Raw genomic sequence first — 20,474 nt, forward strand, 5'->3', positions numbered from 1 at the left:
GCCCAGTGGTCCCGTAGCTCAGCAGGATAGAGCATCAGATTCCTAATCTGAGGGTCACGCGTTCGAATCGCGTCGGGATCACCATTTCTGTCGCAATGTGCCGTTCGCCCATTCCGTCAGCTTTTCGAGCGCATGCTCGTACTTCTTCGCGTTTCCGCGTGACAGGTTCACTTGCCAGAGATTGTCCTCCAGATCGGCCAGCTTCACTTTGCGAGCCAACGGGTGACCGAAAACGCGCCGCAGGAAGGCATCTTCGTCCTCTTGAGCCCTCTTCGTCAGCGTGTCGACTGCGGTGACGATGTGCTGGGAGAAGCCTTCCTCCTTCAATCTGTCAACAGTCCAGCCGTGTCCTTTCTCTGGGACATCGTGCAGGTAGGCCACGGTCTTCGCCTCTTCATCGGTCAGGGCGGCGGCGACCCGTTGGCAGTGCTCGAAATAGGGCCGGCCGGTCTTGTCCATCTGCCCGTCATGGGCGTCCGCCGCAATCTGGATCGCGTGCTTCAGGTGTTCACTCGCCTGCACGATACCGCTCCCTCGCCGCGTGCCGGCCTATCTTCGGCCGTTTTGGTACAGACGACGCACGGCGTCGTTCTGCTCATGCTTTTCCCGTGCCGAGAGCCGTCTCTGACGCAACATCGCGTATGCAATCGCCGCCCCGAGCATGATCGGACCGATGGCGACCGCAATGAACCAGACCAGATCAGCCATCACGCAACCTCCCGCTCTCGCTCGCTCCTACCTCGAGTCGGTTTTCGCAGGCGTAGACCCCCTCGATCGAAAGAGCGTCCCGTTCAGCCCGAAGGCTGGCCTCGGGCGTATCGACGACGCCCGCCAGTACGACGCGTCGATGCTCTACCGAAACGCTTACCGACCGGGGATCCAGAAAGGGATTCTGTTCGAGTTGCGCGGCGACCTGGTCGGCAATGAGCGCATCGTCTCGCGTCTTCTCCCGGGAATCGCCGGACCTCGTACCGGCATTTCTCTCCGCCGGCAGGTAGCCGGCAGGTCGGCTCTCCTCAGGTCCCTCCCAGCGAGGCCACTGCGACACTTCGCCGGGACGTCCCGGTTTCGGCGTGGCATTCTTCATCTTCTCGTCTCCTCGTTTTCTGCCATTAGTCGGAACCCTTCAACTCGACAAAGGTTCCGCCTGGAACGTCACTCGACGGCGGCGCGCTGCCCGGCTCGTGGACACCTCGGAAGGAGAAGAAAATTGGACGACGAGCTTCAAATCTATCGCCTTGTTCCGCTCGAGGAGTTGGATGGCCTCAACTGGCAGAATGCGCCGTCGCACGGGGAAGTCGTGGTCCGCGGGCGCTCGGCAGGCGACGCCCGCATCGTGGCAATGGAGGGCGAAAGTGACCTCCCCGAAGTGCACGCGAAACCCGCCGAGGACGTCAGCGCCTTTCGTAGCGACAAGCTCTACAGTCTCGTGCGGGATGAAAGCGGTCGCTATCCCGCCGCTGGTCCACATGGCGTCGTCGCGGGCCAGATCCGGCGCGACGTCATTCTGCCGAAGCAGATCTGACGGACGCGAAAGATCCTAGAGACGGTGCATCCGCACAAGGTCGAGTTCCGGAAACCGGTCTACGAGTTCCTCGCGCGTCTTGCAGGTCAGCGGCTCCGACGAAAGAGAGACGCTGACGTCATCGCCGACATCGAGCCTTTCCGGACGGTACAACTTGATCACCTCCGCACCGTCACGCTCCAGCAGCGCTTCCTGTCGGAAACCTTGCTTCAACAGCCAGTCGCGCGGCGCCTGCAAGGTCGTCGTCGCTGTGTATTGCTCTCCGCTTCGCACCGCGGAGATCTGGTAAGTCACCGGTGATCTTCCGTGCCCGATCACCAGGGTTCCCTGTCCGTCTGCATTCTCTATGTGTTGGGACATGTTCGCTCCTCCGTGTTGCCCGCCCCCTGCAATGGCGGAAACCGGCTCGCCACGGCCATTGTTCCGGAACCGGCACGCAAGAAGGGACATACTCACGTCTGACGACCGGAACATTCCGGCATCCTGTGCTGTTTGCCGGGAAAACCCAGAGCCGCACGGAGGGCGTCATGACCACGGCAAGACAGACAACCGACCACGAGAAGATACGCAAATGGACCGAGGCGCGCGGCGGCCGGCCGGCGAAAGTGAAAGGTGCCTCTCGCGGCGGGGTGCTGCGCATAGATTTCCGCGCGCCGGAGGAAAATCTGCAGGAGATCAGTTGGGATAAGTTCTTCGAGATATTCGACTCCGCCAAGCTTGCCTTCCTTTATCAGGACAAGACCGAAAGCGGGCAGGAGAGCCGTTTCAACAAATTCGTCGACAGGGAGCAGTGAACGACCGGCATTCGCGCTGTGCGCAAGATTCCCCTTACTGAGAATTCGCCTGCGGACCGGCCTGACTGCCTGGAGAAGGCGGGGCTCGTCTATGTGAGCGACAAGGAGCCGGGCATCCGGCGTGTTCGACGGGGCCGAGGTTTCAGCTATCAACTGCCGGACGGATCGCTCCTGGACGACCCTGTCGAGCGGCAACGCATAAAGACCCTCGCCCTACCTCCCGCCTACCATGACGTCTGGATCTGCGCCAAGGCGAACGGCCATCTCCAGGCGACCGGATACGATGCCCGCGGTCGCAAGCAATATCTCTATCATGCCGAATGGCAGGCACTACGAAGCCAGCAGAAATTCGGCGATCTTCTCCACTTCGCCGAAAGCCTTCCCATCATAAGGCGCCGAGTCGACCGCGATCTTCGCACCCCTTCGGACGAGGCACGTTTTCTGCTGGCCGCCCTGGTCGTTCTCCTGGACGAGACCCATCTGCGGATTGGCAGCCGTTCCTACGCGAAAGAAAATCGCACCTACGGCGCGACAACGCTCCTCAAGCAACATCTCTCACTGGAAGGAGAACGGGCGGAGATCCGCTTTCGCGCCAAAGGCGGCAAGCGCATCACCAAGCGACTGAAGAGCCCGCGGCTGCAAAGGATTCTGGAGGAGATCGCCGACCTGCCGGGACGCGAACTATTTTCATGGCGGGACGAGGCCGGCTTACATCGCGTCGAGTCAAGCCAGTTGAACGCCTATCTGAGCGAGGTTGCGGGAACAGCTATTTCAGCGAAGACCTTCCGGACCTGGGGTGGGAGCCTGGCCGCGTTCCGCGCCGGCCTGTCGCCGCTGCGCGAAGGACAACAGCCGCGCGTCAAGGATATGTGCCAATCAGCGGCAAAGGCCCTCCACAACACATCCTCCGTCTGCCGGACGAGCTACGTGCATCCCGCAATCCTTTCGCTGGCTGAATTGGATGATGATGAGGAAAGAAGAAACCTTCTCGGGCGACTCGACCGAAGTGTTCCAAAGCCCGGCCTCTATGCGGATGAGGCGAGACTGGTCGCATTTCTTTGGGAGGATGGAGAAGATCGAAAGATGACGAGATGAGGGAAGGCCGGGCAAGGAGATTGCCCGGCCTTCGAGGTCATGCCGCTTTCTGTGCGGCCGTGTTCACGGCGGTCTCGGCAAGTTTGGTCAGCGACTCGTCGGTCTTCGCTTCCTCGGTGAGCGTTTGGTCGAGCAGCTTCACTGCATCCTTGTAACCGAGTTGCTCGGCCCACGAACGCAGCGTGCCGTACCGGCTGATCTCGTAGTGCTCGACCGCCTGCGCGGCCGCCAGCAATCCCGCGTCGAGCGCCGGAGCCCCCTTGAAGGCCTCCATGACCTCCTCGCCCTCTTCGATAATGCCGTCGATCGCGGGGCAGGTCTTGGCCCGCGGACGCTTGCCGATGATCTCGAAAACCTGCTGCAGGCGTTCGACGTGTTCCTCGGTTTCGTCCTTGTGTTTCTCGAATGCCGACTTCAGCTTCTGGCTGCTGGCGCCGCGCGCCATCCTCGGCAGCGCCTTCAGGATCTTCCGTTCCGCGTAGTAGATGTCCTTCAGCGTTTCGTGGAAGAGATCTTCCAAATTCTTCTCTGCCATTGCGGTTCTCCGTTGCGGTTGGATTTGCCGCAGAAGAACCTTTATCCGCTGCCCTTTGTTCCGGCCCTCGACCGCAGCAAGGCTGCTGGCGATCAGGTCTTTCGCGGTGGCACAAGGGCACGGAGGGCGTTCAAAATAACGGCGACGTCGATAACCTCCTGCAGGATCGCCCCTTCGACAGGTGGCAGGTAACCGAGGGCGGCGAACCCCATCGCCGTAAACGAAAGCCCGATCCCGACCGCGACACTTTGCAGCGCGATCATGCGGGCCCGGCGGGCAAGCGAGACGGCGATCGCTAGTGGAGCGAGATCATCGACCAGAAGCACGACGTCAGCGGCCTCCGAGGACGCTGCGGCTCCCCGGGCGCCCATGGCGACACCCACATCCGCGGCGGCGAGGGCTGGTGCGTCGTTTACCCCGTCACCGATCATCATGACGGGAGCATGTTCCCGCTCCCGCAGCACAATTTCCACCTTGTCGGCCGGTGCCAGATCCCCATGGGCGCTGTCAATTCCGAGCTTGGTGCCGACCGCCCGAACGACATCTGCACGATCGCCGGAGGCGAGAACGAAACGAGAGACGCCGGCCTCGCGAAACGCCGCGATCGTTTCCGAGGCATCGCTCCGCACCTGGTCCGAAAGAAGGATGATGCCAGCGACCACGCCATCTATGCCAACGGCGACGACCGCCGACCCGGGAGGAACGCTGTCACCAAGGTCGTAAGGATCCCCGGATCTGCAGTGCTCCTTGACGAAATTGCTACCGCCCACGACCACGCGATGCCCCTCGACCGTACCTTCGACACCGCTCCCGGGCGTCTCTGTCACATTCGCCGGATTGCTGAGCGCGAGTCCCCGCTTTTTGGCGGCCGCGACGAGGTTCTCCGCGCTGGCGTGATTGGATGCCTGGTCGAGCGAAGCGGCGAACCGAAACATTTCGTTTGCGTCGACACCGCTCATCGTGCGGACGTCGACAACGCCGGCCCGGCCGGTGGTCATGGTTCCCGTTTTGTCGAGAATTGCCGTTTTTGCCCGTGCCAGCGTTTCCAGCGCCCCGCCGCTCTTGATCAAAACGCCGATAGAAGCGGCACGTGACATGCCCGAGATGATGGCTACGGGGACGGCGAGGATCAACGGACAGGGCGTCGCGACGACGAGGACGGATAGCGCCCGGAGCCGATCGCCGGTAAGCCACCAGGCCGCACCGGCGATGACGACGGTCGCGATCAGAAACAATAGCGCATAGCGGTCCGCCAGTCTTACCATCGGCGCCTTGCTCTCTTGTGCGCTCTTCACCAGCCGAACGATGCCCGCATAGGTGCTCTCCGCCGCAGGCAGGACCGTGATCAGGTCGAAGGCCGTCCCGCAGCCGACACAACCGCTCGGCACCTGATCGCCTTCGAAAAATCGAACGGGCATGGACTCGCCCGTCAGTGCCGACATGTCGATGTCTGCGGCAGGAGCGACAAGAACGCCGTCGACGGGGATCACCTCACCGCGCCTGACGAGAATGCGGTCCCCGGGCGCGAGACGTTCTATCGGGACCTCTTCGAGCCCGTTGCCGCAGTAGCACATGGCCGTGCGGGCGACGCGTCCGAGCAGCGCCGTCATCTCGCGGCGCGCCCGGCCTTCCGCAAAATTCTCGAGTTGCTGCCCACCGGCATACATGAGCGCCACGATGTTGGCAGCGAGCGGCTCGTCGAAGGCGAGTGCCGCAGACATAGAGAGAGCAGCGACGATATCCAGGCCGAACTGCCGCTGCAGGAGAGAGTGCACGATCTCCACCAGGAGGGCACCAAGCACCACGGCGCCGCCGGCAAACCAGATTTGCCCTGCAAGGGAGGAAAGGTCCGACCAGTGGGCGAGAGCGCCGCCGGCCAATGTCAACAGAGCAAGGATAGCGAGGAGGGATCTGCCGTTATTGTCGAAAAATCGCGACAGCGCGCTCACGTCTTCCTCACCGCTCTTGGGCGCCGGGCATACCGCCGCTGAAGAGCTAAAGCTTGCTGGCGCGCACATTCCCTTGTAGACGCATTTGCAAGGGAAGCAATCTCCGGAATATGGAATGATCATGGGAACCGAGGTGCCGCGCCGTCTGACCGTTCTCGGTTCGACCGGCTCGATCGGCACAAACACGCTCGACGTCGTTCGCCAGCTGGGTGGTCGCAGCGCATTCGAGATCATGGCGCTCACCGGCAATGGCAATATCGAGCTTCTGGCGGAACAGGCCCGGAAATTCGGCGCACGTCTGGCTGTGACGGCGGATGAGAACCGCTACGCGGACTTGAAGGACGTGCTGTCCGGCAGTGGCATCGCAGTCGCTGCCGGCGTGAGCGGTCTCGAAGAGGCGGCGGAACTCGATGCCGACTGGGTGATGGCGGCAATCGTCGGGACGGCCGGTCTCGCGCCAACTCTCCGTGCGGCCCGCCGTGGTGCCAATATAGCGCTTGCCAACAAGGAGTGCCTGGTCTCGGCCGGCGAACTCTTCCTCGACGCCGTCGGCACCGGCGGCGGGCAACTGATCCCCGTCGACAGCGAACACAGCGCCATCTTCCAGTGTCTCGACAAGAGCCAGCGACATGCGTTGGAAAGGATCATCCTGACGGCATCCGGTGGCCCGTTCCGGGCTTACACGCGCGAACAGATGGCAGGTGTCACGCTGCAAGCGGCACGCTCTCATCCGAACTGGGCGATGGGCCTGAAGATCTCGGTCGGTAGCGCTTCGATGTTCAACAAGGCTTTCGAGATGATCGAGGCCAAACACCTGTTCAGTGTTCGCCCAGACCAGATCGAGGTCGTCATTCATCCGCAGTCCGTCATCCACTCCATGGTGGGCTACGTCGACGGCTCGGTCATTGCGCAGCTCGGCACGCCGGACATGCGCACGGCCATCGGTTATGCCCTTTCGTATCCGAACCGATCTGCGCTGGATGTCGAGCGGCTCGATTTTGCCAGGCTGGCACGGCTCGACTTCGAAGCTCCGGACGAGGCACGCTTCCCGGCGCTCCGCCTCGCCCGAACGGCGCTTGAACGCGGCGGTCTTCAGGGCGCCGTGCTCAACGGCGCTGAAGAGGCCGCCTTCGCGGCCTTCGTCGCCGAGCGCATCGGCTTCCTCGACATGGCAGACGTCGTCGAAGCGGTCATGGACCAGTTGGCGGACCTCGGTCCTGCCGGGGAGATCGCCGATGTCGTCCAGGCCGACGCGGAAGCGAGGCGATGCGCCCGCGACGTAGTCAGCAGGATGGCTGCGGCGTGAGGCCTTCGGTGAAGGATTTCAATCCTCCGCGTATACTGCCCTCCTGATCCGTTCCGGGTAGAGTCCCATGCAGCCTTCGAGCGCGGTGTTCGTCAGGTTGACGACCGTGAGCTTGCGCGCCGGATCGATGAACCAGGTACCGCCGTAGACACCACCCCATCGGACCGCGCCCGCCGGCAGGCAGGTGCCCGCCAGCACCGGGTCGGTAATGATCCCGCCCAGGTATCCGAAACGCATTCCCGGATCGCCCGGGACATCGCCAATCTGGTTTGAAAGAGCCGCCGCCGCAGTCTCCGGGGACACGATCGGACTGCCTCCCTGGCGAAACACCTCGAGCAGCTTCAGAATGTCGCCCGCCGTGCCGGCCATCCCGGCACCCCCGGACTGGAACGCCTTCGGATTGAATATCCGGCTAGGGGAGAAAGGCGCTCGCCACTCCGCCCCTTCCGCGGGTATCCAGGGGTCAGGCATTCTGGTGGGTCGCTCGGTCCCGTCGGCATAGGCGACAGACAGACGCTTCAGATCGGTCACCCGAAAACGAGCGTCGCCCATCCGCAGCGGACCGGTGACGTAGCGGATGACCGCTGCTTCGAGGAAATCGCCGTATATGGTCGCTATAAGGGCACCGAGAATGTCGGTGGCATGGGAATAGGCCCAGCGGCCGCCGGGCTCGAAGGCAAGCGGCACGGCGTTGCAGCGGCTGAAGTTCTCCTTAAGCGTCAGGTCCGTATTGGAGAGGCCGAGGCTCACCGCCCGTTCCGGCGGAAGCGCTTCCAGCGCGGGATCGTAGACGAGCCCCGAGGTGTGGGTCAGCAGATGGTGGACCGTGATGCGCGGCTCGCGCCCGTCGGGCGTCCTCGGACGAAACCATGGAAGAAAATCCGAAACGGCATCGTCCGTGCGAAACAGCCCCGCCTCGATCATCGCCAGGGCCGTCGCCGCGACGATCGGCTTGGTCACCGAGGCATAGCGGAAGATGGTGTCGAGACGGACTGGGAGTTGCGCTTCGCGGTCGGCATATCCCGCCGTCTTGCAGAGAAGAGGCTCCCCATCCTGATAGACGAGGACGACGGCGCCAACGACTTGCTCTTCGCTTACCGCTTCATCGACCGCCCGGTTGACACGCTCGGCAATGCCCATGACCTGTAGTCTCCAAACGAAAAATGCGGATCATGTGACATGATCCGCATCCAAATCGAAACAGGCGGCTTGCTGATCAGGCGACGGCGCGGGCGAGGGCGCAGCGCGACCAGAGCTGATGCAGCGCACCGACGAGCTTTTCGAGATCGTCGTCGGAATGCAGCGGCGTCGGGGTGATGCGCAGCCGTTCGGTCTTCTTGGGCACCGTGGGGTAGTTGATCGGCTGCACATAGATGCCGAAGTTGTCGAGCAGCAGGTCGGAGATCCACTTGCACTTGGCCGCGTCGCCCACCATGACCGGCACGATATGGCTCGGATTGGCCATGTGCGGGATGCCGCGGGCATCGAGCATGGAACGCAGGCGCCGGACACGCTCCTGATGGGCGAAGCGCTCGATCTGGCTGGTCTTCAGATGGCGGATCGATGCGACCGCGCCGGCCGCGAGTGCCGGCGGCAGTGCCGTGGTGAAAATGAAACCGGAGGCGAAGGAGCGGACGAAGTCGCAAAGTGCGGCAGACGCAGCAATGTAACCACCCATGACGCCAAAAGCCTTGCCAAGCGTACCTTCGATGACCGTCAGACGGTGCATGAGGCCTTCCCGCTCAGCGATGCCACCGCCACGCGCGCCGTACATGCCGACGGCATGAACCTCGTCCAGATAGGTCATCGCGCCGTACTTGTCGGCAATGTCGCAGATCTCCTTGATGGGCGCGATATCGCCGTCCATCGAATAGACGGATTCGAAGGCGATGAGCTTGGGGGCGTTCGGGTCAGCCGCCGCGAGCTTCGCCTCGAGGTCCTTCACATCGTTGTGCTTCCAGATGACGCGCTCGCATTTTGCATAACGAATGCCTTCGATCATGGAGGCGTGGTTGAGCGCGTCGGAGAAAATGATGAGGCCCGGGATTTTCTGGCCGAGGGTGCCGAGCGTCGCCCAGTTCGATATATAGCCGGAGGTGAAGATCAGCGCAGATTCCTTGCCGTGCAGGTCGGCAAGCTCGCGCTCGAGGAGAACATGGTAATGGTTGGTGCCGGAAATGTTCCGGGTGCCTCCCGCACCGGCGCCACAGTGGTCGATGGCCTCTTTCATCGCTTCGATCACCTGCGGGTTCTGACCCATGCCAAGGTAATCGTTCGAACACCAGACGGTCACATCCTGCTCACCCTGCTCGGTGTAGCGGGTGGCTCGCGGGAAATTGCCCCTTTGTCTTTCAAGATCGGCAAAGATGCGGTACCGGCCTTCTTCATGCAGGCCCGCCAATTCGCTCTTGAAAAACGCTTCGAAGTCCATCGCCAAGCTCCAGTATGTCCTCATCCCTTTTGGGATCGTCGGGGCATGCGGTCAACCCCGGCATTGTAAATTCGTTCTAAACTGCGACAAAAGGCGCCGGCCTTTCCGTCTCTTCGGAACACACTGCTACCCGATCGCGGCGCCCCCAGACTTGATCTACGTCAAGCAGAAAAGGGAAAGGGCGGCCGCAGCCGCCCCTTCATCGATCTATAGCCGCCTCAACACGCGGCGACCGCGCGCCTGGCCATCACGCGAATGAGGTTCGCCCGGTACTCTGCGCTACAGTGCATGTCCGACATGAGATCATCCGTATCGACCGCCACTTTGGAGACAGCCTCCGGAGCCCAGTTGGCCGACAAGGCAGCCTCCATTCCCTCGTGACGGAAGACGCCGTTCGAGCCAGCGCCCGTCACCGCGACGCGAACGCCACCGTCTCCCCTGGAGACGAAGACGCCAGTCATCGCAAAGCGAGACGCCGGGTTGGCAAATTTCACGTAAGCCGCCTTTTCCGGCGCGCGGAAACGCACTGCGGTGATGACCTCGCCGTTTTCGAGGGCGGTTTCGAAAAGCCCCCGGAAGAAGTCGTCTGCGGCGATTTCGCGACGGTCCGTCACGATGGTCGCGCCGAGGCCCAGCATGGCGGCCGGATAGTCCGCCGCCGGGTCGTTGTTGGCGATCGAACCGCCAATGGTGCCGAGGTGTCGCACATGCGGGTCACCGATCATCGCGGCGAGATTGCAGATCGCCGGACAGACTGATCGAAGGAGGTCCGACGAGGCGACCTCCGCATGCGTGACGCCCGCCCCGATCGCCACATCGCGGCCATCGACGCGGATGCCTTTCAGCGAGGGAATGTGGCGAAGGTCGATGAGGTCGCTCGGTTGTGCAAGCCTCTGCTTCATGGTCGCGACCAGGGTCTGGCCACCTGCCACATACTTGCCGTCCTCCGTTGCGGCGATAAGCCTGCCCGCTTCTTCGACCGAGGAGGCACGATGATAATTCGTTGCGTACATGATCTCCGTCCCCCTTTTAGATCTGAGCCTGCATGGCCCGCCAGACGGCTTGCGGCGTGGCCGGCATGTTCAGGCGATTGTTTCCGATCGCATCGGTGATGGCGTTGATGAGCGCCGGCGGCGACCCGATCGCCCCGGCCTCCCCGCACCCCTTGATGCCGAGCGGGTTGCCCGGACAGGGCGTGCACTGATGCGAGACATCGAAGGACGGGAGGTCGTCCGCTCGCGGCATGGCATAGTCCATGAAGCTTGCCGTCAGCAGTTGACCCGTTGCAGGATCGTATTCGACATTTTCCAGCATCGCCTGGCCAATACCCTGCGCAATGCCGCCATGTACCTGCCCCTCGACGATCATGGGATTGATAATGTTCCCGAAATCGTCGGCTGCGACGAACTGGATAATGGTCGTCTTGCCGGTCTCCGGATCGACCTCCACCTCACAGATGTAGCAGCCCGCCGGGAAGGTGAAGTTCGACGGGTCGTAGAAGGCGCTTTCCTTCAGGCCCGGTTCCATACCGGCCGGCAGATTGTGCGCGGTATAAGCGGCTAACGCCACCTGGAACCACGGCAGCGCCTTGTCGGTACCGGCCACCTTCAACTCGCCATTCTCCACGACGATGTCACTCTCGTCCGCCTCCATCAGATGTGCGGCGATCTTCTTGGCCTTCGCTTCGACCTTGTCGAGCGCCTTAACGATCGCCGACATGCCGACCGCGCCCGAGCGGGATCCGTAGGTACCCATGCCCATCTGCACCTTGTCGGTGTCGCCGTGGACAATCGATATGCTGTCGATCGACACGCCGAGACGATCCGCAACGAGCTGGGCGAAGGTCGTTTCATGACCCTGGCCATGGCTATGCGAACCCGTCAGCACCTCGATCGTGCCGACCGCGTTCACCCTGACTTCCGCCGACTCCCAGAGACCGACGCCGGCGCCGAGCGACCCGACGGCCTGCGACGGAGCGATACCGCAGGCCTCGATGTAGCAGCTCATGCCGATCCCGCGCTTCATGCCCCGGCGCTCGGCCTCGGCCCGGCGGGCCGGAAAGCCGTTCCAGTCGGCGGCGGCCATCGCCGCCTCGAGTGAGGCCTCATAGTCGCCGGCGTCATAGGTCATGATCACCGGCGTCTGATGAGGGAAGCTGCGGATGAAGTTCTTCCGGCGAAGTTCCGCCGGGGAAAGCCCGAGTTCCCTCGCCGCGGTTTCCACCGTCCGCTCAAGCAGGTAGGTCGCTTCAGGGCGTCCGGCTCCGCGGTAGGCGTCGACCGGCACGGTGTTGGTATAGACGGTCCGAACGTTGCAGTGGATCGCAGGAATGTCGTACTGGCCGGAAAGCAGCGTCGCATAGAGGTAGGTCGGCACGGAGGACGAAAAGAGCGACATATAGGCGCCGAGATTGGCGATCGTGTCCACCTTCAGACCGGTGATACGGTTGTCCTTGTCGAAGGCCATCTTGACCTTCGACACATGGTCACGGCCGTGGGCATCGGTCATGAAGGCTTCCGACCGGTCCGCCGTCCACTTGACCGGAACGCCCGTCTTCTTGGACGCCCAGAGACAGACGATTTCCTCCGGGTAGATGTAGATCTTCGATCCGAAGCCACCGCCGACATCCGGCGCGATGACCCGCAGCTTGTTCTCCGGCGCGACGTTGTAGAAGGCGCTCATCACCAGGCGGGCCACGTGCGGGTTCTGGCTCGTCGTATAGCAGGTGTAATGATCCTCGGCCGCATCATAGATGCCGAGTGCCGCGCGCGGCTCCATCGCATTGGGTGACAGGCGGTTGTTGCGGATATCGATCTCGGTGACGTGGGCCGCCTCCGCAATCGCCTTGTCGGCCGCCGAGCTGTCTCCGATCTCCCAGTCGAAGATCAGGTTGCCGGGTGCTTCCGGGTGAATCTGCGGCGCCCCTTCGCCGAGCGCACTGACGGCGTCCGTGACAACCGGTAGTTCCTCGTAGTCGACGACCACTGCCTCGGCGGCATCGCGCGCCTCCGCTACCGAGTCGGCAATGACCACCGCGACCGCGTCGCCAACATAGCGCACCGCGTCGTGGGCGAGCGGACGCCAAGCCCCCATCTTCATGGGCGAGCCGTCCTTGGAATGGATCATCCAGCCACAAATCAGGTTACCGATCCCGTCGGCCAGCAGTTGCTTGCCGTCGAGAACGTCGATCACCCCCGGCATTGCCTTGGCCGCGCTCGCGTCCACGCCCGTGACACGGGCATGTGCGTAGGGCGAGCGCACGAAATAGGCATACTTCATGCCCGGGACGATCATATCGTCCGTGTAACGACCCTTGCCTGTGAGAAATCGCTTGTCTTCCTTGCGCGCGACACGCGCCCCAATTCCTTCAACGCCCATCATATCCTCCCGATGGCATTTCGGCGGCCCGACAGCTGCAGACGACGATCAGCGGCAAGCGGCCGGCAAATCGACGTTTCTACTCTGCAGCCTGGCGGCCGGCATGCATCTCGGCATTGGCGGCAAGAACGGCTTTGACGATGTTGTGGTATCCGGTGCAGCGACAGATGTTGCCGTCGAGCTCGTGGCGAACGGTCGCCTCATCAAGCGCGCCGCCATGGCGGTTGATCATGTCGACCGCAGTCATCACCATGCCCGGCGTACAGAAACCGCATTGAAGCCCATGGTGCTCCTTGAACGCCGCCTGCACCGGATGCAGTTCGCCGTTGGTGGAGAGCCCCTCGATCGTCGTGATGCTGGACCCCGACGCCTGGACGGCGAGGATGGAGCAGCTCTTGATGGACTTGCCGTCCATATGCACCACACATGCGCCACATTGCGTCGTGTCGCATCCGACATGGGTGCCGGTCAGCCCCAGCTTTTCCCTGATGAATTGAACGAGAAGCGTGCGATCGTCGCAATCGCCGCTGACTGTACGGCCGTTCACCGACAGCGTTACTTTAGCCATATTGTTCCTCCTCGTGTCTCTCCAGGACACCCGAGTCATCATTTGTCTTTTTCCAGAGCGGATCAACTGGTACTTCGAGGGGGAACGGCATTTTTATTTGCCGCATTGCAGCAACTGCAGGACTCTACTGTGTCGCTGCGAACACTGCCGTCGCGGCACGTGATCACGGACATTTGATTTCAATGGACTTTCCGATTTTGAAGGATATTCTTGTGCGGCGATCGCAAGGACGGATTGAGATCTGCCGGCGGATACGCGAGTGATGCAGTGACCGGTCATCCGGAATGCGTAAAACCATTGGAGAAAAGTCATGAAAAAGGCTCTTGTGCTTGTACTGATCGGCCTTTCGGTCGCTGGTTGCACACAGACCGAGAAGGGTGCCACCATCGGCGCCGCCTCGGGCGCAATCATCGGCGGTGCGATTACGGGTGACGTCCGCGGCGCTGCCGTCGGCGCCGCAATCGGCGGTGTATCCGGCGCCGTCATTGGCGCCGCCAGTGAGCCCGGCAAGTGCTACTACCGCGATCGCTACGGTCGCCGCTACGTCGACTACTGCCCGCGCGGCTACTGATCGCCTCTTGCCAAATCCGACAAGTCCCGGTGACAAACCGGGACTTTTTTCTTTTCTGGGACGTCCTAAAGCGGTATCCCTTCCGCAGTCTGCATCTGAAGTTGCCGTTTAGCGAAACGGAAACGCCTGTCGGATAGGATGACCCGAAATACCAACGTTGCGTATACCGATCGGATCGACATTGCCGAATTTGAGTTCTGCGTTTCGGGAGGCCGGGAGCGCCTTGACGGTCGCAGCGACGGCTTTGTTTTGCCTCGGCTTTGCCGGTGACGCCCACGCCTTCAAGATCTTCGGCATCACACTGTTCGGGGACGACAAGGCTGACGTAGACGTCGTCGATCCACTTAACTACAGCGTTAGTCTGGATGCCGATGGCTCCGACCGCGAGCTCGCGCGGGCCATCGAACGAAGCTCGCTCCTCGTCAATCAGGCTGAGAACCCGGTCTCTGGCGATCTTGGGCTGGTCATCAAGGCACGCGACGATCGCGATAGGCTGATTGCGGCGCTTTATGAGCGCGCCCATTACGGAGGCGTGGTCACCGTCACGATCAACGGCCGCAACATCGACGATCTTCCTCCCAACCCGAAGTTCGACCGGTCCGGTCCGGTGCCGGTCACCCTCCGCATCGAGCCCGGTCCGGTCTTCACACTCGGCGACATCCGTTTCGAAGGGGATGCGGCCCGTCTTGATCCCGGCCGCTACGGCCTACGCCCCGGCGGGGATGCAGGTTCGCTCGTGATCATCAAGGCGGCCCGGCAGATCGTCGATGACCTCAAGACGGAGGGGCGCCCGCTTGCGCATCTGACGGAACAGCAGGTCGTCGCAGATCACAAGTCGCAGACGGTCGACGTGGTCCTCGGTGCGGAAAGCGGCCCCATCGCCCCGATCGGACCCGTCTCAATTTCGGGAGAGAAGGCCGTCGACCCCGATTTCATCCGCCGGTATTCCCGGCTCAACCAAGGAAAGCCCTACACCCCCGAGGACATACGGAAGGCTTCGGAGCGGCTGCGCAAACTCGGCGTCTTTTCAAGCGTGACGATCAGGGAGTCGGAAGCGCTTGCCCCGGATGGGTCGCTGCCGATCGGCATCACCATCTCCGAAGGCAAGCACCGCTATTTCGGTTTCGGCGCATCGATCTCGACGATCGATGGTGCCGGACTGCAGGGCTACTGGGGTCATCGCAACCTGTTCGGGCAGGCGGAATCCTTGAGGATCGAGGGTTCCGTCGGCGGTCTCGGAAACTGGAACGGGATCGAGAATCTCGACTACACCGCCGGCATCTCTTTCGTGAAACCCGGCGCTTTCGTTCCTTCGGGGACGCTGGATACCAGCATCAAGGGTTCGACGATCACGACGGAGTCCTATGACGCTGCGTCGGTTGTCGCACGCCTCGGCTACTCCTACGAACTCACAGATAAGGATACGCTCTCCGCCGCGGCGACGCTGAGCTTCGACGACATCGACGACGCGTTCGGCAACAATCGCTATGTCACGTTTGCCGTGCCGATCGACTACGTCCGTGATACTCGTGATAACACCCTTAATCCGACAGAGGGATATCGCGCCACGCTCTCCGCGGCACCGAGCTACGAGATTCTCGAGGGTACGATCTTCTCGTCCTTTGAGGGTTCGATTTCCGGTTATCGCGGCTTCGGCGAAGACGACCGCCTCGTCCTTGCCGGCAAGCTCGCGGCCGGAACACTGATCGGCGGCGATGGACTTGCGAGCATGCCTGCGACGCGCCGCTTCTATGCCGGGGGCGGCGGCTCGGTCCGCGGCTACGCCTACCAGGAGATATCGCCTTACAACGGCAGCGGCGACGCAACCGGCGGGCGATCCTACGTCACAGGTTCCGTTGAGGCGCGCCTCAACGTGACCGATGCGATCGGTGTCGTGCCGTTCCTCGATTTCGGAACCGTATCGTCGGAGATCTATCCCGATTTCTCCGATGTCCGCCTCGGAGCGGGCATCGGCCTGCGTTATAATACGCCCTTCGGGCCGATCCGGCTCGACGTCGCCATGCCGCTCGATCGCTACGACGGCGGCAGCCGTTACGGAATTTACGCCGGGATCGGACAGAGCTTCTGACGCCGCCTACCGCCACACCGAAAGGGAAGACGAAGAACCGCGATGCAATTCCTGACCCGCCTGACGAAATGGATCCTTCGCCTCGCGGCCTACGTCGTGGGAACAACCCTGGCACTGTTGATCGTCGCAATCGTGCTCGGCGGGTTCACCTCTTTCGGCGGGAGGCTGTTGTCGGGCTGGATCGCGGAACTCGCCTCGACGCCGGATCGCCGGATTGCGATTTCCGATCCGGGACCGTTGCTGTCCGGACGGCTCCACATTGGTACGGTCACGATTGCCGACACGAAGGGAACCTACGCCACGATCCGGGACCTCGCCGTCGACTGGACGCCGTCGACACTGCTTGCCGGACGTTTCCGCGCCGATCGCATCGCAGCAACGGCGATCGAAATCGACAGACAACCGATCGTGACGCAACCTCCGACACCGTCAGACGGCCCATTCCGGTTGCCGGTGGCCATCGACATAGCCTCGGTCGAAGTAGCCGAAATTGCGCTTGGCAGCGACCTGACGGGCAAGCCGATGACCTTCTCCCTTGCCGGATCCGGGCTCGCTGATGCTGATCAGATCGCGGCGACCGTCGAGGCACGACGCGAGAATGATCCGGGTTCGGCACTCGTTGCGGACCTGCTCTACGCTCCGGCGGATGATCGGCTGCGCCTGAAGGCGACCGTTACGGAGCCGACCGGCGGGCTTGTGGCCGGCTTGCTGCGCCTGCCGGGAGAACCGGCGCTCAGGATCGCCGTGGACGGCGACGGCCCGCTGTCCGACTGGCGCGGCAAAGTTTCAGCCGATGTCGACGGTCAGCCTACGGTGTCGGTCACAGCCACGCACCGCATCGTGGCGGAGAACCGCCGGCACGTGACGCTCAAGGGCGACGGCCAATTCGATCGGATCCTTCCACCTGCCCTTCGCGAACTCTTTGCGGGCGAAACCAAGATCGATGTCTCCGCGGCGATCGCGCCCTCCGGCGCAATCGAGATCGAAAGCGGAAAGGTCACGACTGCTCGCTTCCAGCTCACCACCTCGGGAACCTTCGATCCCGCGGGCCAGAACGACCTACGGGCCAGCCTCTCCGGCGTGTCCGGACCCGTCACCTTTCGCTGGACCGACGACAAGCGCGCCATCGAAACGGAAGTCGAAAGCGCGACCTTGTCCGTCAACGGACCGGCATCGGCGGCCGCGCTCGACGTCAAGGCACAGTTGCAGTCCCTCGCCACGACGGAGGGACGCCTGAACGACGTCGCGCTCTCGGCGAAAAGTGCGGCCTTCGACCTCTCGAAGCGGGAAGGCCTTATCGACACGACGCTATCGGTCACGGCGGGAACATTTTCGATCGCGCCTCTCGACCGCATCATTCGTCCGCCGCTGACCGTCCATGCGCCGCTTGCAATCACGGCTGGAAGCATCGGCTTGGACGGGTCGACCATCGAAAGCGCCTCGATCGGCGGCAAGCTCGACGGGCGCTACTCGCTGGAGAGCGGCACTTTGTCATCCCGCCTCGCCCTCTTCCTCCTGCCGGATGTTCTGCCTGCGAGCGTTGCGTCAAAGTTCAGCGGAACGATCGGCCTGGCCGGCGATCTTCAATTCGCGCCACCACGCACCGTAAGCCTCGAAAACCTGAAGGTGACCTCCGATGTCCTGGAACTCTCGGGCAAGGGCGCGCTCACATCCGACAATCAGATTGCGGCCGACCTGCAGGGCAAGATCGCCGACATCGGCCATTTCATCGCCAATACGGAAGGTGCGGCTGAGTTCGCCGTTTCCGCTGCCGGCCCCGCCGGCAATCCGAAAGCGCAAGTGACGCTAAGCACCGCCAAGGCGACAGCAGCCGGACGGACGCTGGAAGACCTGACTGTCGAGCTGGAAGGGATCGCAAGTCCGACAGCCCCGACAGGCCAACTCAGGATTTCCGGACAATTGGACGGGCAGATCATCAGCGGCAGTGCCGATCTTGTCCCCGCAAATGGAGGGACGAACATCCCGGCGCTTTCGGTCGTCGTGGGTCCGAACCGTGCGTCTGGCTCGATGTCGTTCTCGCCGGAATTCACACCGAGCGGCGAACTGACCTTCGATTTTCCGGACCTTGGCCTCCTTGCCGCGCTGGCCGGTCAGCAGGTCACCGGCGATCTCAACGGCAAGGTGACGATTGGAGACGACAAAGGGCGAACGAGCCTGAACGTCGTGGCGAGCGGTTCGGCTGCAAGTCGTGACGGCGTCGTGGTGACCAGACCCGATGTGAACGTCGCGATAGCCGACATCCAGACGTTTGCCGCCAGTGGGTCTGTTCGTGCGCGGTCGGTCAAACTCGGCGGCCAAACGCTGGACGCCCCCGTTCTCTCCTTCACCCGCCGCGGCTCATCGACCGGGGTCAAGCTCGAAGCTCGCTACGACAACGCACCCACTCTCTTCGAAGGTGACATCGCGGAAACGCCGAGCGGGTTGACCATCGGCATCAACCGGCTTTCGGCCGCGCCGCGCGGGCTCCCGCTGCGGCTCTCCGCTCCTGCCTCGGTAGACGTCGTGGATGGCAATGCGAATCTGCGTTCCGTCGTCGTCTCCGCAGGCAACGGCACTGTCACACTCAATGGAAAGGCTGGCAGCGCACTTGCTCTGAACGCGGCATTGAACAACATCCCCGCCGCGTTGGCCAACAGCCTGTCACCAAGTCTCGGCGCTGGAGGCAGCATTTCAGGAACGGTGACCGTCACCGGGCAGGCGACATCGCCCGTTGTGGGCTACGCGCTCGACTGGCGGAACGCGGCCGTCGCCCAGACACGCTCGGCCGCACTCGGCGACCTGAACATCAGCGCGCGGGGGCGCTTCGAAGGCAACAGGCTGACGATCGACACGCGCACGAGCGGCGCCGGAGGCGCGGTCCTGACCGGCGGAGGATCGCTTATGGTATCCGGCAGGCAGGCAGTAGACATGCGCTTCGTCGGCGACCTGCCCTTTGCGACGCTGTCCGGCCTGCTGTCACAACAGGGCCTCGTGCTGGAGGGAACTGCAAATGTCCAGCTCACCGTATCCGGCAATCTCCGCAGTCCCGTTATCGGTGGCAGACTGACGACGAATGGCGCGCGGCTCATCGACGTGCGGAGAAATCTCACCGTAGATGGCCTCGCCGCCACGGTCGCACTTGCCGGGAACCGGGCGACGATTTCTAATCTCACCGGGCGTCTGGCGGGCGGAGGCACCGTGTCAGGCGCGGGCACCATCGACATTCGTTCTCCCGGATTACCGGGCAATATCGAGGTCAAGCTCGTCCAGGCCGTCTATGTCGATGGAACGCTCTTCCACTCGACGGTCGACGGCACGCTCGCTTTGCGCGGCCCGCTCCTCTCGGGACCCGTGCTCTCCGGATCGCTTGCGCTCTCCGATACGGCGATCACGGTGCCCGAACGGCTACCCGCCAGCCTCGCCGAACTCGACATCAAGCACAGGAATCCGCCGCCAGCCGTGCGCGCCCAGACCGCCGCACTGCGACCGGCGCAGGCGCGTGGCAGCAGTTCCAGCGTCCAGCTTGATCTTGCCGTTTCCTCGCCCTCACGCGTGTTCGTGCGCGGGCGCGGCATCGATGCCGAACTCGGCGGCTCGCTCGTTCTGAGGGGAACGGCCGCCAATCCCGAGGTCAGTGGCGCCTTCACGCTGCGACGTGGCCGCCTGGCTATCCTGACCAAGCGGCTGGACATCACGCGAGGCACGATCACCTTCGGCGGCGGCTTGATCCCCATTCTCGATATGGAAGCCACCACGACGTCCGGCAGCACGACGATCACGGTGACGCTCTCGGGCCTCGCCAACAATCCGCAGGTCGCCTTCTCATCCTCGCCGGCCCTGCCGCAAGACGAGATCCTGGCACAGCTCATTTTCGGTCAGTCGATGACCCGGCTTTCGGCGCTCCAGATCGCGCAGCTTGCGGATGCGGTGGGCCAGCTCGCCGGTGGGCAGACGTCACTCTTCAACAGCCTGCGCGGCGCAATCGGCATCGACAATCTCGACATCACGACCGATGAGCGCGGTCAGGCCCAATTCCGGGCCGGCAAATACCTGAACGAACGCACCTATATCGAACTCGAGCAAGGTGCCAACGGCACGGGTCGGGCGATCATCAATCTCGATGTCGGCCGCGGTGTCAAACTGAAGGGCGAAGCAGGCGGTGACGGCTCCGGCGGCGCCGGCATTTTCTACGAAAAGGAATACTGAGCCACGGACGTCGTCCCGCCTCGCCGT

Annotated in this window: 18 protein-coding genes and 1 tRNA gene; 8 read left to right on the forward strand and 11 right to left on the reverse strand. The window is 62.8% G+C overall.

Going from position 1 to position 20,474, the window contains the following annotated elements; all coding sequences use genetic code 11:
- The first annotated feature begins 7 nt into the window (after window positions 1–7).
- Window positions 8–84: transfer RNA gene (locus EUU22_RS20550), tRNA-Arg, on the forward strand.
- Here the strand turns inward: EUU22_RS20550 and EUU22_RS20555 are convergent.
- The 3 genes from EUU22_RS20555 to EUU22_RS20560 are packed head-to-tail and all read right to left on the reverse strand — an operon-like array spanning window position 79 to window position 994.
- Entirely contained in the window at window positions 79–522 is a 444-nt protein-coding gene (locus EUU22_RS20555; RefSeq protein WP_129333851.1) for an HD domain-containing protein, read from the reverse strand. The two genes, EUU22_RS20550 and EUU22_RS20555, sit on opposite strands and share 6 nt — an antisense overlap.
- Window positions 523–549: 27 nt before the next feature.
- Complete coding sequence (locus tag EUU22_RS25370; RefSeq protein WP_165351249.1) at window positions 550–708, reverse strand: hypothetical protein; 159 nt, start codon at window positions 706–708, stop codon at window positions 550–552.
- A complete protein-coding gene (locus EUU22_RS20560; protein WP_245485230.1) occupies window positions 701–994 on the reverse strand; it encodes a BON domain-containing protein in 294 nt (97 codons plus the stop codon). Before EUU22_RS20560 ends, EUU22_RS25370 begins: the two co-directional genes overlap by 8 nt.
- Before the next feature lie 216 nt (window positions 995–1,210).
- Between EUU22_RS20560 and EUU22_RS20565 the strand changes: the two genes are divergently transcribed.
- Entirely contained in the window at window positions 1,211–1,525 is a 315-nt protein-coding gene (locus tag EUU22_RS20565) for a hypothetical protein (protein ID WP_129333853.1), read from the forward strand.
- A gap of 15 nt (window positions 1,526–1,540) precedes the next feature.
- On the opposite strand, the gene EUU22_RS20570 is transcribed toward EUU22_RS20565, so the two are convergent.
- On the reverse strand, window positions 1,541–1,885 hold the full coding sequence (locus EUU22_RS20570) for a hypothetical protein (RefSeq protein ID WP_129333854.1): 345 nt from the start codon (window positions 1,883–1,885) through the stop codon (window positions 1,541–1,543).
- 167 nt (window positions 1,886–2,052) lie between these two features.
- Between EUU22_RS20570 and EUU22_RS20575 the strand changes: the two genes are divergently transcribed.
- Together EUU22_RS20575 and EUU22_RS20580 are read left to right on the forward strand one after the other, a co-directional pair.
- Complete coding sequence (locus EUU22_RS20575) at window positions 2,053–2,319, forward strand: hypothetical protein (RefSeq protein WP_129334131.1); 267 nt, start codon at window positions 2,053–2,055, stop codon at window positions 2,317–2,319.
- Between the two features lie 18 nt (window positions 2,320–2,337).
- Window positions 2,338–3,414, forward strand: a complete 1,077-nt coding sequence (locus EUU22_RS20580; RefSeq protein WP_439329173.1) for a DNA topoisomerase IB — start codon at window positions 2,338–2,340, stop codon at window positions 3,412–3,414.
- Between the two features lie 37 nt (window positions 3,415–3,451).
- Here the strand turns inward: EUU22_RS20580 and EUU22_RS20585 are convergent, their stop codons facing one another.
- On the reverse strand, window positions 3,452–3,949 hold the full coding sequence (locus EUU22_RS20585; protein WP_129333855.1) for a YciE/YciF ferroxidase family protein: 498 nt from the start codon (window positions 3,947–3,949) through the stop codon (window positions 3,452–3,454).
- A 92-nt stretch (window positions 3,950–4,041) separates the two neighbouring features.
- On the reverse strand, window positions 4,042–5,898 hold the full coding sequence (locus EUU22_RS20590; RefSeq protein ID WP_245485197.1) for a heavy metal translocating P-type ATPase: 1,857 nt from the start codon (window positions 5,896–5,898) through the stop codon (window positions 4,042–4,044).
- Between the two features lie 115 nt (window positions 5,899–6,013).
- Here EUU22_RS20590 and dxr point away from each other — a divergent pair, with 115 nt between their 5' ends.
- Window positions 6,014–7,204 carry a 1-deoxy-D-xylulose-5-phosphate reductoisomerase gene (dxr, locus tag EUU22_RS20595; protein WP_129333857.1) on the forward strand — a complete coding sequence of 397 codons (1,191 nt, stop codon included), beginning with the start codon at window positions 6,014–6,016 and terminating at the stop codon, window positions 7,202–7,204.
- Window positions 7,205–7,222: 18 nt separating this feature from the next.
- Here dxr and EUU22_RS20600 read toward each other — a convergent pair whose 3' ends face one another.
- The 5 genes from EUU22_RS20600 to EUU22_RS20620 all read right to left on the reverse strand — a co-directional run bounded on the left by EUU22_RS20600 (window position 7,223) and on the right by EUU22_RS20620 (window position 13,581).
- Window positions 7,223–8,344, reverse strand: coding sequence for a serine hydrolase domain-containing protein (locus EUU22_RS20600; protein WP_129333858.1), 1,122 nt, complete (start codon window positions 8,342–8,344; stop codon window positions 7,223–7,225).
- A 76-nt stretch (window positions 8,345–8,420) separates the two neighbouring features.
- Window positions 8,421–9,635 carry a 5-aminolevulinate synthase gene (hemA, locus tag EUU22_RS20605; RefSeq protein ID WP_129333859.1) on the reverse strand — a complete coding sequence of 405 codons (1,215 nt, stop codon included), beginning with the start codon at window positions 9,633–9,635 and terminating at the stop codon, window positions 8,421–8,423.
- Between the two features lie 218 nt (window positions 9,636–9,853).
- Window positions 9,854–10,648, reverse strand: a complete 795-nt coding sequence (locus EUU22_RS20610; protein ID WP_129333860.1) for an FAD binding domain-containing protein — start codon at window positions 10,646–10,648, stop codon at window positions 9,854–9,856.
- Window positions 10,649–10,664: 16 nt separating this feature from the next.
- Window positions 10,665–13,013: a xanthine dehydrogenase family protein molybdopterin-binding subunit gene (locus EUU22_RS20615; RefSeq protein ID WP_129333861.1), complete on the reverse strand. Its 2,349-nt coding sequence runs from the start codon at window positions 13,011–13,013 to the stop codon at window positions 10,665–10,667.
- Window positions 13,014–13,092: 79 nt separating this feature from the next.
- Complete coding sequence (locus EUU22_RS20620; RefSeq protein ID WP_129333862.1) at window positions 13,093–13,581, reverse strand: (2Fe-2S)-binding protein; 489 nt, start codon at window positions 13,579–13,581, stop codon at window positions 13,093–13,095.
- Window positions 13,582–13,891: 310 nt separating this feature from the next.
- Here EUU22_RS20620 and EUU22_RS20625 point away from each other — a divergent pair, with 310 nt between their 5' ends.
- From EUU22_RS20625 to EUU22_RS20635, 3 genes are all read left to right on the forward strand, one after another.
- The gene (locus tag EUU22_RS20625) at window positions 13,892–14,152 is read left to right on the forward strand and encodes a YMGG-like glycine zipper-containing protein (protein WP_112686521.1); all 261 of its coding nucleotides are present in this window, start codon (window positions 13,892–13,894) and stop codon (window positions 14,150–14,152) included.
- A 163-nt stretch (window positions 14,153–14,315) separates the two neighbouring features.
- Window positions 14,316–16,241 carry an autotransporter assembly complex protein TamA gene (locus EUU22_RS20630; protein ID WP_439329179.1) on the forward strand — a complete coding sequence of 642 codons (1,926 nt, stop codon included), beginning with the start codon at window positions 14,316–14,318 and terminating at the stop codon, window positions 16,239–16,241.
- 42 nt (window positions 16,242–16,283) lie between these two features.
- Window positions 16,284–20,447 (forward strand): translocation/assembly module TamB domain-containing protein, encoded by a 4,164-nt coding sequence (locus tag EUU22_RS20635; RefSeq protein WP_129333864.1) that lies wholly within the window; start codon window positions 16,284–16,286, stop codon window positions 20,445–20,447.
- The last annotated feature ends 27 nt before the right edge of the window (window positions 20,448–20,474 follow it).

The sequence above is a fragment of the Ciceribacter ferrooxidans genome (assembly GCF_004137355.1).
Classification (GTDB): domain Bacteria; phylum Pseudomonadota; class Alphaproteobacteria; order Rhizobiales; family Rhizobiaceae; genus Allorhizobium; species Allorhizobium ferrooxidans.